The 10387-nt window shown below is 64.0% G+C and carries 10 protein-coding genes; 3 read left to right on the forward strand and 7 right to left on the reverse strand.

Translation table 11 applies throughout. The annotated features are described in order from the left end of the window. Positions 1 to 49: 49 nt before the first annotated feature. Entirely contained in the window at positions 50 to 1108 is a 1059-nt protein-coding gene (locus QN413_RS17170; protein ID WP_323497779.1) for an oxidoreductase, read from the reverse strand. A 121-nt stretch (positions 1109 to 1229) separates the two neighbouring features. Here QN413_RS17170 and QN413_RS17175 point away from each other — a divergent pair, with 121 nt between their 5' ends. The 3 genes from QN413_RS17175 (at position 1230) to QN413_RS17185 (ending at position 4725) form a co-directional block, all read left to right on the forward strand. Beyond that, positions 1230 to 1496: a type B 50S ribosomal protein L31 gene (locus QN413_RS17175; protein ID WP_187051683.1), complete on the forward strand. Its 267-nt coding sequence runs from the start codon at positions 1230 to 1232 to the stop codon at positions 1494 to 1496. A 111-nt stretch (positions 1497 to 1607) separates the two neighbouring features. Then, positions 1608 to 3344 (forward strand): hypothetical protein, encoded by a 1737-nt coding sequence (locus tag QN413_RS17180; RefSeq protein ID WP_323497780.1) that lies wholly within the window; start codon positions 1608 to 1610, stop codon positions 3342 to 3344. A 10-nt stretch (positions 3345 to 3354) separates the two neighbouring features. Further along, on the forward strand, positions 3355 to 4725 hold the full coding sequence (locus QN413_RS17185) for an MATE family efflux transporter (protein ID WP_323497792.1): 1371 nt from the start codon (positions 3355 to 3357) through the stop codon (positions 4723 to 4725). Here the strand turns inward: QN413_RS17185 and phoR are convergent. From phoR to pstC, 6 genes are read right to left on the reverse strand one after another with little or no spacing between them, the layout of a single operon-like run. Beyond that, on the reverse strand, positions 4717 to 6054 hold the full coding sequence (phoR, locus tag QN413_RS17190) for a phosphate regulon sensor histidine kinase PhoR (RefSeq protein WP_323497781.1): 1338 nt from the start codon (positions 6052 to 6054) through the stop codon (positions 4717 to 4719). The genes QN413_RS17185 and phoR overlap by 9 nt on opposite strands. Before the next feature lie 53 nt (positions 6055 to 6107). Next, on the reverse strand, positions 6108 to 6800 hold the full coding sequence (phoB, locus tag QN413_RS17195) for a phosphate regulon transcriptional regulator PhoB (RefSeq protein ID WP_187051680.1): 693 nt from the start codon (positions 6798 to 6800) through the stop codon (positions 6108 to 6110). Between the two features lie 13 nt (positions 6801 to 6813). After that, positions 6814 to 7515 carry a phosphate signaling complex protein PhoU gene (gene phoU, locus QN413_RS17200; protein WP_323497782.1) on the reverse strand — a complete coding sequence of 234 codons (702 nt, stop codon included), beginning with the start codon at positions 7513 to 7515 and terminating at the stop codon, positions 6814 to 6816. Positions 7516 to 7527: 12 nt separating this feature from the next. Then, positions 7528 to 8319, reverse strand: a complete 792-nt coding sequence (gene pstB / locus QN413_RS17205) for a phosphate ABC transporter ATP-binding protein PstB (RefSeq protein WP_323497783.1) — start codon at positions 8317 to 8319, stop codon at positions 7528 to 7530. A gap of 8 nt (positions 8320 to 8327) precedes the next feature. Continuing rightward, positions 8328 to 9212, reverse strand: coding sequence for a phosphate ABC transporter permease PstA (pstA, locus tag QN413_RS17210; RefSeq protein WP_323497784.1), 885 nt, complete (start codon positions 9210 to 9212; stop codon positions 8328 to 8330). Beyond that, on the reverse strand, positions 9209 to 10276 hold the full coding sequence (gene pstC, locus QN413_RS17215; protein ID WP_323497785.1) for a phosphate ABC transporter permease subunit PstC: 1068 nt from the start codon (positions 10274 to 10276) through the stop codon (positions 9209 to 9211). The genes pstA and pstC overlap by 4 nt, the downstream gene beginning before the upstream one ends. Positions 10277 to 10387: the final 111 nt, after the last annotated feature.

The following is a 10387-nucleotide window of genomic DNA, read 5'->3' on the forward strand; positions in this document are numbered from 1 at the left end:
TCCGCTTACACGCCCTCGCCTTCGAAGACGCCCGCTTAGCGGGCGTTTTTTATGGCCGCAGCGCCCTGCCATCCACTGCGCTTTGCCGGCCCAGGTCGAGCAACTCCATCAGCGCGACTGCTTCGGCGGGCGGCACCGGATTCGGGCCTTCGCCGAGGATCGCGTCGCGCACCGCAGCGTAATAGTCGACGTAGTTGCCGCGCCGATTCGGCTGCGTCGTTGTCTGCACCCAACTGCCCGCAGCCACCAGCGTCAACTCGCCGAGCAGCGGATCGATGCCCCAGTCGTCACCGCCGGGTCGCAGCCCTGCGCGCAGTGCGTCTTCTTGTGAGTCGACGCCGTACTTGACGTAACTGCCGCGTGTGCCATGCATCAGGTAGCGCGGCGAAGCATGGGCAGCGAGCGTGGTCGCATGCAGCACGACACGCAACGGCGCATGCGGACCCCGTTCATAGCGCAGCACGGCATGAAAGTAATCCTCGACCACGGCACCCTCGCGCAACACTGCGCTGTCTAGTTGCAAGGTGTCGGGCTTGCCGAACAACTGCAACGCCTGATCCAGAAGATGCGCGCCCAGATCGACCCAAAGACCGGCGCCTGGCACGGCCCGTTCGCGCCAGCGATCACGCACCTCCGGCCGAAAGCGATCGAAGTGCGATTCGAAGTACACCGGCCGCCCGAGGTCGCCACTGGCGAGCAGATCGCGTAGCGTCAAAAAATCGGCATCGAAACGCCGATTTTGATAGACCGACAGGAGCACACCCCGGCGCTGTGCAAGAGCAGCAAGCTCGCGCGCTTCGGACGCGTCCAGCGTGAACGGCTTGTCGACGACCACATGCTTGCCAGCTTCGAGCGCTGCTTTGGCGACCGGAAAGTGCTGTGCATTGGGTGTGGCGACAACGACGAGGTCGACGTCTTGCTCCGCCACCAAGGCTCCCACATCCGCGACGACCGCTGCGCCCGGCCACTCCGCTGCCACCTTGTCGCCTTGGGAACTCGCTACCGCGGCAAGTTCCATCCCGGGCACGGCCGACAGCACGGGGGCATGAAAGGTCTGGCCGGCAAAGCCGTAGCCGACGAGGCCAACACGCAGTGGTTTCAAAATCATACGGATGAGGTCTGTTACTCGATATCAGGGCAGTATGCGATAATCGTGCGCTACGCGAAAAGTGCAGTTTGGCGCCGTGCCGACATCTAGTGGCTCTCGCATCGACCCAAAGGAAAAGACCATGAAAGAAGGCATTCACCCGAACTACCGGGAAGTCCTGTTCGTCGACTTGTCGAACGGCTTCAAGTTCGTGACCCGTTCGTGCGCGAACACCAAGGAAATGGGCAAGACCGACGACGGCCGCGAATTGCCGCTGTTCAAGCTCGACACTTCCAGCGAATCGCATCCGTTCTACACGGGCACGCAAAAGTCTGTCGACAACATGGGTGGTCGCGTCGAACGGTTTCGCAACCGTTTCGGCAAGACGACCGGCGCTGCCGCCAAGTAAGGCAGGCGCTTCCAGACGAGGGCAGCCCGGTTTACCGCGCTGCCCTTTTTCTTGGCCGCTCCACCAACTGCTTCTTCAAAGCTCGACCAGCTTGCGTATCCTCTGCTCTCAGTGAACCAACCGACGCCCGCGATCGTTGCGCAGAACGCCGTGCGCCGCTTACCGCGCATCGCGCTGCTGTTGCTGTGCGCGGCGTACCTGATGCCCGGCCTGCTCGGCCGCGGTCCCTGGAAAACCGCAGACATCGTCTCCTTCGGCTACATGGCTGAACTCGCGCGGGCAACCGGGGGTATCGCCCGCTGGTTCGATCCCTCCCTGCTTGGCCTCAAGCCCGAAACACCTGCGCTCCTGCCTTACTGGATCGGTGCGCTGGCGATCAAGATCGCACCGGCATGGCTCAACCCCGATCTGGCGGTGCGCATCGCTTTCGCCCTGCTGCTGTGGGGCGCTTTCACCGCCACTTGGTACGCGGTTTACTACCTTGCCCGCACACCGCGCGCGCAGCCCGTAGCGTTTGCCTTCGGAGGCGAGGCGCGTCCGGTCGACTACGCCCGCGCGATGGCCGATGCCGCGCTGCTGGCGCTGCTGGCGTGCCTCGGCCTGGCGCAGCTCGGCCACGAAACGACGCCAGCACTGGCGCAGCTTTTCTTCGTGTCGCACATGTTCTACGGCGTGGCGGCGCTTCCCTTTCGCCGCATCGGCGCGGTGATCGCGCTGGTGGTCGGTGCCGTTGGCATGGCACTGAGCGGTGCACCGACGATCGCGCTGCTCCTCGGCGTGGGTTCATCGGCTCTGGTATTCACCGAGCGACGCCGCGATGCGTTTCGTCAAGCGGATGACGCGGCAGAAGGCACTGGCTATTCGGCCGCTGCAGCCTGGGTCATCGCGGGCATCACGTTGCTGGCAGTCTTGCTCGCCGCACGGCTGCATCTCGCGCATTGGCATATCGCCCTGCCCGGCCATCGCTCCGGCTCGTCGACCCTCGGCGACATTCGCAGTCTGGCCAAGCTCGTCATCTGGTTCACCTGGCCGGCCTGGCCGCTCGCCTTGTGGACGCTGTGGCGGTGGCGTCGTCAGCTCAACGCGCGACACGTCGCGATTCCGCTCCTGTTCATGCTGGTGCCACTGGCCGCGACTGTGACCACCGATTTTTCGGAGCGCGCCTTGCTGCTCGGGCTGCCCGCATTCGCGACGTTGGCGGCATTCGCATTGCCCACCTTCCGGCGCAGTGCCGCAGCCATCATCGACTGGTTCACGCTGCTCTTCTTCAGTGGCTCCGCGCTGATCATCTGGGTCATCTGGATCGCGATACAAACCGGCGTGCCTGCCAAGCCGGCAGCCAACGTCGCGCGTCTGGCGCCGGGCTTCGTCCCTTCTTTTTCGCTGGCGGCTTTCGTCTTCGCGGTGCTCGCGACCGTGGCGTGGTGCTGGCTGGTGCGGTGGCGTACCGGACGCCATCGGGCCGCCCTGTGGAAAACACTGGTGCTGCCGGCGGGCGGCGCGGCCCTGTGCTGGATGCTGCTCATGACGCTGTGGCTGCCGCTGCTCGACTACGCGCGCAGCTACGTGCCACAGGTGAATGCGATCGCAGAACGCGTCGGCCGGCCAGCATGCATTTCGGAGCTCGCGTTGAGTAGGCAACACATCGCGGCGCTGCGCTACCACGGGCAGTTCGAGTTGTCTCCGCTGGTGGGCGGCGAGGCCTGCCCATGGCTGCTCATCAGTCCTGAAGCTATCGCGACGCTGCACAACATCGTCAGCATGGACCAATGGCGCCTCAGCGGCACCTTGCGGCGCCCGACCAGCGCAGCAGACGACTTGCTGCTGTTCCAGCGCATCACACCCTGACGTGAGCAGCATCAGCAACGAACGGCGGGTGATCGCTGCGCACGCCGGTACGGTGCTGGTCGGCCAGCTGGCCGTGATGGCCTTCGGGGTCATCGACACCATCGTCGCAGGCCGCTATGCCGAGGGCGCACTGGCTGCGCTCTCCGTCGGTGCCGCCATCTTCATTAGCGTCTACGTGTCGTTGATCGGCGGTTTGCAGGCGCTGCTGCCGATATGGGCCCAGTTGCATGGCGCCAACCGCGCCGACGAGGTTGGCCGCTCGGTACGGCAGTCGCTCTACGTTTGCCTCGTCGCCATCGTCCTGGGCATGGCGGTGTTGATTGCGCCCGGCCCGTTGCTGCGCTGGACCGAGGTTCCGCCGACGATGCAGGCCACTGTGGAAACGTACCTCGCGGTGCTGGCCTGGGCGCTCCCGCCTGCGCTGCTGTTTCGCGTGTTCAGCACGCTCAACCAGAGTCTCGGTCGACCGCGCCTCGTGACCTGGCTGCAGATCGGCTCGCTGTGTATCAAGTTGCCGCTGTCGATCTGGTTCACTTTCGGCGGCGCGGGCCTGCCCGCGATGGGCCTTGCAGGCGCGGCGTGGGCCACGCTGGTCGTCAACTACACGATGCTCGGACTGGCGCTCTGGTTGATGCGCAACGCCGCCTACTACCGTGCCTATCGGTTCTGGCAACGCATCGAGCCACCGGATTGGCGCCAGCTCCGGCAGTTCGCGCGACTGGGCGTGCCCGGCGGTCTGGCGGTGCTGGTCGAAGTCACGTCCTTCACGCTGCTGGCGCTGTTCATCGCGCGGCTCGGCACCGTCTCGTCGGCGGCATACCAGATCGCCTCCAATCTCACGGCCGTGGCGTACATGGTGCCGTTGTCGCTTGGTCTGGCGACGAGTTCGCGCGTGAGCTACTGGTTGGGCGCCGGCGATCCGGTCAAGGCACGGCACGCGTGCCTCACCGGGCTCGGCATGGCGCTGCTGTGCTCGCTGGTGGTGGCCGGCCTCATGGTGGCGCTGCGCTGGCAGTTGCCCGCCGTGTACTCGCAGAACCCGGCGGTGGTTCAGATGGCGGCCGTTTTGCTGCTAGCGACTGCCGCCTATCACCTGGCCGATTCCGTACAGACGATGTGTGTCTTCGTGCTGCGATGCTACGGCGTGGCGGTCGCGCCGCTGGCCATCTATTGCGCGCTGCTGTGGGGTGCCGGGCTGGGCGGCAGCTACTGGCTGGCCTTCCATGGCTTCGGGCCCTTCGCCGCGATGCCGTCGCCACTCACGTTCTGGCTGACGAGCGCGGCGGCGTTGTGGGTGACGGCTTTGCTCTTCGTCGTCTTGCTCTGGCAGACCATGGGTAAAAGCTTGCGCCCTCGGCGATCGGATCGCCGATCAGATTGACGTCACACGCACCTCGCGCACGCGCTTGGCCGGAAACACCAGCGCAAAACGCGAGCCCTGCCCCAACGTACTTTCGATGCGCAGCTCGGCACCATGTCGCTGCGCGACGTGCTTGACGATCGCCAGGCCCAGCCCCGTCCCGCCGGTCTCGCGAGACCGGCTGCGATCGACACGGTAGAAGCGCTCCGTCAGCCGCGGGATGTGCTCCGCGGCAATGCCGGGACCGCTGTCGCGCACGGCGTACTCGCCGCGTCCATCAGGAAGCAGCTTCCATGTCACAACCACCTCGCCACCGCCCGGTGTGTAGCGCACCGCGTTGCTCACCAAGTTCGACATGGCGCTTTGGAGTTCGACCGGTGCGCCCGATATCTCCGAGTCGTCGTCCAGCGAAAAAGTGAGCCGATGCCCCAGCGGTGCCAGCCGGCTCGACAAGCCCCGTGCCTCGTCTTCACTGTGTGCCAACAGTGCTCGCGCACGCGTCCACTGTGTCGCCGCAGGCGCCGGACTGCCCTCGAGCCGAGACAGCGTGAGCAAATCATTGACCAGCGTTTCCATGCGGGTCGACTGCTGCGCCATCAACGCCAGGTAACGTGACCGCTCTTCCGCATCGAGCGGCAGGTTCTGCAGCGTCTCTACGAATCCAGCCAGCACCGTGAGCGGCGTACGAATCTCGTGCGAGACATTGGCGACAAAATCGCGCCGCATGGCTTCGGCCTGTTCCAGTGAAGTAATGTCGCGCGTCAGCAGCATGCGTCGGTTGCCGGCGTATGGATGCACCTGCACCGACAGCCGCACTGCGTGGCTGCGTTGCCCGCTCGAGCGGGCGGCAGGCGCGTCGATGACCACATCGCGGCTGTAGTTCCAGGAAGCAAGGTAAGCGATGAAGGCCGGGTCGCGCACCAGGTTGCCCAGGTGCTGCAGCAGGTCACGCTCGGCGTCGATGCCGAACTGCGCCGCGGCCGTCTGGTTGCACCACTCGATGCGGCCCTGCTCATCGAGCAGCACCACGCCGTTGGGCGAAGCCTGAATGGCCGCAAGGAACTCCTGCAACCGGTCTTCGGATTGTCGGATCTGCTGATCGCGTTCGCGCAGCAGCTTGCGAATGCGTTCCGACAACTCGCCCCATATCCCCGCTCCGCGCGAAGGCAAGGCCGAGACGTCGGACCGCAGCACTTTCAGCAATCGCTGCGCGCGCCATGCGTCGAGCAGCAACCAGAGCAATGCGCCGATCCACGCACCGAGCCATACGAAGTGCCATCCCGTCAGCGCAGCAGCGCACGCGGCGCCGGCAAGGGAGGCTATGAAAAACGTGGCAATTCGAAAAGGCATCGCGGGCGATTATCCCCGCGCCTGCCCAGCAGGCCGCCGGCCAGCCGGGGCGTTCAAACAGTCGCTTGGGCAGTCAGGCGATAGCCTGCACCGCGCACCGTCTCGACCATCGGCGCGGCACCGCCGAGCGACTCGCGCAGTCGCTTCACATGCACGTCGACCGTGCGCTCTTCGATGTAAACGTGATCACCCCACACTTTGTCGAGCAACTGCGAGCGGCTGTGCACGCGCTCCGCGTTTTGCATCAGGTAGCCCAGCAGCTTGAACTCGGTCGGACCGACCTTGAGCGCCCCGCCCTGCCAGGTCACGCGATGCGTCGCGGTGTCGAGCACCAGCTCGCCGATCTCAATGCGCTCGGCCGGCGCTTCGGGCGTGCGGCGACGCAGCACGGCACGGATGCGCGCCAGCAGCTCTTGCGTCGAAAACGGCTTGGTGATGTAGTCGTCAGCACCGGCGTCGAGCCCGGCCACCTTGTCGGGCTCGTCGCCACGCGCCGTCAACATCAGGATCGGGATCGCCTTGGTGTTGGGGTCTTTGCGCCATTGCCGCGCGAGCTGCAAGCCGCTCTGGCCCGGAAGCATCCAGTCGAGCAGGATCAAATCGGGCGCCAGCGTATCGATCTCGCGCTGCGCCGATACGCCGTCTTCCGACCAGATCGGGTCGAACCCGTTGTGCCGCAGATTGACCGCGATCAGCTCGGCGATCGACGACTCGTCTTCAACGATAAGGACGCGAGGTTTCTTCATCTTTCTGCAAGGATCAAAGCAGGACCGACTCGATGGCTTCCATCGAAGTGTGCCGCACATCGGCGCCCTTGACGATGTAGATGATGAACTCCGCAATGTTCTTGGCGTGGTCGCCGATACGCTCGATCGCCTTGGCAAGAAACAGCAGGTCGAGGCTGGCCGAGATGGTGCGCGGGTCTTCCATCATGTAAGTCACCAGCTTCCGCACGAAGCCGTCGAACTCCTTGTCGATCAGGTCGTCTTCTTTCAGGATGGACAGTGCCGCGGCCGTGTCAAGCCGGGCGAACGCATCCAGCGCCTTGCGCAGCAGGCCGGAAGCCATGTCGGCGGCAATACGGATCTCGGTCGATGGCAGCGTGCGCGACGCACCGCTCTCGATGATCGACTTGACCATCCGTGCGATCTTGTTCGCCTCGTCGCCCACGCGCTCGAGGTTGGCAGTGGTCTTGGAGATGGCGATCAGCAGGCGCAGATCGCGTGCGGTCGGCTGACGCCGCGCGATGATCGACGACAGCTCACGGTCGATGTCGATCTCCATCGCGTTGACTCGGTGCTCGGTTTCCATCACGCGATCGGCCGCTTCAGGGTCGAACTCAGCGAGCGCATAGACAGCCTGGTGAATCTGGGCCTCGACCATGCCGCCGAGCTCCATCACGCGAGACGAGACGCCGTTGAGTTCGGTATCAAACTGGCTGGATAAATGCTTTTCGGTCATCTTGTTGTCCCCTTAGCCGAAACGGCCGGTGATGTAGTCCTCGGTCTCTTTGCGCTGCGGCTTGAAGAACATCTGTTCCGTCGCGCCGAACTCGATGAGGTCGCCCAGGTACATGTAAGCCGTGTAGTCGCTGCAGCGCGCGGCCTGCTGCATGTTGTGCGTCACGATGACCACGGTGTACTCGCTCTTGAGCTCGGCGATGAGCTCTTCGATCTTGGCGGTAGAGATCGGGTCGAGCGCAGAGCACGGCTCGTCGAGCAGCAACACTTCAGGCTTGATCGCGATGCCACGTGCGATGCACAGCCGCTGCTGCTGGCCGCCCGAGAGACCGGAGCCGCTTTGCTGGAGCTTGTCACGCACTTCGGTCCAGAGCGCGGCCTTCTTGAGTGCCCACTCGACGCGCTCGTCCATATCGCTGGAACTCAAGCTCTCGAAAAGCTTCACGCCGAAAGCGACGTTGTCGTAGATCGACATCGGGAACGGCGTCGGCTTCTGAAACACCATGCCGATCTTCGCGCGGATCAGCGCCACGTCCTGCTTCGACGCCAACAGGTCTTCGCCGTCGAGCGAGATCGTGCCTTCGGCGCGTTGCTCCGGGTACAGCTCGAACATGCGGTTGAAGGTGCGCAGCAAGGTCGACTTGCCGCAGCCGGATGGACCGATGAAGGCCGTCACCTTGTTCTCCGGAATCTCGAGGTTGATGCCCTTGAGCGCGTGGAACTTGCCGTAGTAGAAGTTCAGATCCTTGACCGAGATCTTGGAACGCGCAGCTTGCGCGAAGGGTTGGGACAACACAGCAGACATGATCGCTTTCAGAGCTTGGTGCGCGTCAACACGCGCGCCAGAATATTGAGGGCCAACACCGCCGCGGTGATGAGGAACACGCCGGCCCAAGCCAGCTGTTGCCAGTTTTCATACGGACTCATCGCGAACTTGAAGATGGTCACCGGGAGGCTTGCCATCGGTTGCGTGATGTCCGCGGTCCAAAACTGGTTGTTGAGCGCGGTAAAGAGAAGAGGCGCTGTCTCGCCGGCAATGCGTGCCACGGCCAGCAACACGCCCGTGACCACACCGGCGCGCGCCGCACGCAGCGTGATGCTGATGATCACTTTCCACTTCGGCGCGCCCAATGCATAGGCTGCTTCACGTAGACCCGGTGGCACGAGTTGCAACATGTTTTCGGTCGTGCGGATCACGACAGGAATGACGATCAGCGCCAGGGCCAGCGCGCCGGCCAGACCTGAGAAACTTTTGAAGTACGCAACGACCACCGCGTAGACGAAAAGCCCGATCACGATCGACGGTGCCGACAGCAGGATGTCGTTTACGAAGCGTGTCACGCTCGACAGCCAGCCCTTGGGGTTGTATTCAGCCAAGTAGATGCCGGCCATGATGCCGATGGGCGTTCCGACGAAAGTCGCCATCGCCACCATCACCAGCGAGCCGAAGATCGCGTTGGCGATGCCACCGACTTCGTTGGGCGGCGGCGTCATCTCGGTGAAGGTCGCGATCGCGAGTCCTCCGATGCCCTGGCGCAGCGTCTCCCAAAGGATCCACACCAGCCAGAACACGCCAAATGCCATCGCGGCGAGCGACAGTACGAGCGCCACTTGGTTGACGCGCTTGCGCGTTGCAAAGCGTGCCGCACGCGTCGCCTGAAGGGCGTTGGCCTCAAGCAAACGTTCCGCTGTGGTCATGATTTGGTCCCTTCGCTCTTCTTCATTCTTGCCAGCAGCAACTTCGACAGCGTGAGCACGACGAAGGTGATGAAGAACAGCACGAGGCCCAAGTACATCAGCGCCGCCTGGTGCAGCCCTGCGCCGGCTTCGGCGAACTCGTTGGCGAGCGCCGAGGTGATGCTGTTTGCAGCCTCGAAGACCGACAGCGAGTTGAGCTGGTTGGCATTGCCGATCACGAATGTGACGGCCATCGTTTCGCCGAGCGCACGACCAAGGCCGAGCATGATGCCGCCAACGACGCCGGCCTTGGTGTACGGCAGCACCACCTTGCTGACGACTTCCCAGGTGGTCGAGCCGAGCCCGTAGGCCGATTCCTTCAGGAGAGCGGGCGTCACCTCGAATACGTCACGCATGACCGAGGCGATGAACGGAATGATCATGATCGCCAGGATGATGCCGGCCGACAGGATGCCGATGCCGACCGGCGGGCCGGACACCAGCGCGCTCAAATACGGAATGCCGGCAAAAGCCTTCTGCAAAGGCTGCTGGATATAGACGCTGAGGATCGGGCCGAACACCAGCAAGCCCCACATGCCGTAGACGATCGACGGCACCGCAGCGAGCAATTCGATGGCGGTGCCCAACGGACGCTTAAGCCAAGAAGGCGAGAGTTCGGTAAGGAACAGTGCGATGCCGAAGCTCACCGGTACGGCGATCACCAGCGCGATGAAAGAAGTCGCCAGCGTGCCGTAGATCATCACGAGGCCGCCGTACTCCTCGCGGACCGGGTCCCATGTTGTGCTGGTCAAAAAGCCGAGGCCGTATTTGGAAATTGCAGGCCAGGCGCCGACGAACAGGGACAGCAGGATGCCGATGAGCATCGCGAGCGTGAGCAGCGCGGCGCCCTTCGCGAGCCACCCGAACACGCGGTCGGCCATCGGGCCTGACCGCGGTTTGTTGCGCGGCGGATTCATCGATGCGCGCTCCAGCGCGGGATCACGCGGAGCGGAAGTAGCGGGGAAAGTCGACGACACGGTATGTGGCTCCGCGGGAGGCGCGCCGTCGAGCGGTGTACTGCTCATGCGCGCCGACCCGATTTACTTGGTTGCCGACGGTGCGACGGTCTTGCCCGACGTGTCCTTGATATCGCCCCACGACTTGGCAATCGCGGTCTTCACGCTGTCGGGCATCGG

Origin of the sequence: Variovorax sp. LG9.2 (assembly GCF_035018885.1) — a bacterium.
Taxonomy (GTDB): Bacteria; Pseudomonadota; Gammaproteobacteria; order Burkholderiales; family Burkholderiaceae_C; genus Variovorax.

Excerpts from the sequence above, each read along its gene's own strand:
- phoR (WP_323497781.1), bottom strand. The coding sequence starts at position 6,054 with ATGCCTTTTCGAATTGCCACGTTTTTCATAGCCTCCCTTGCCGGCGCC.
- phoB (WP_187051680.1), bottom strand. The coding sequence starts at position 6,800 with ATGAAGAAACCTCGCGTCCTTATCGTTGAAGACGAGTCGTCGATCGCC.
- phoU (WP_323497782.1), bottom strand. The coding sequence starts at position 7,515 with ATGACCGAAAAGCATTTATCCAGCCAGTTTGATACCGAACTCAACGGC.
- QN413_RS17170 (WP_323497779.1), bottom strand. The coding sequence starts at position 1,108 with ATGATTTTGAAACCACTGCGTGTTGGCCTCGTCGGCTACGGCTTTGCC.
- pstB (WP_323497783.1), bottom strand. The coding sequence starts at position 8,319 with ATGTCTGCTGTGTTGTCCCAACCCTTCGCGCAAGCTGCGCGTTCCAAG.
- pstC (WP_323497785.1), bottom strand. The coding sequence starts at position 10,276 with ATGAGCAGTACACCGCTCGACGGCGCGCCTCCCGCGGAGCCACATACC.
- pstA (WP_323497784.1), bottom strand. The coding sequence starts at position 9,212 with ATGACCACAGCGGAACGTTTGCTTGAGGCCAACGCCCTTCAGGCGACG.
- QN413_RS17175 (WP_187051683.1), top strand. The coding sequence starts at position 1,230 with ATGAAAGAAGGCATTCACCCGAACTACCGGGAAGTCCTGTTCGTCGAC.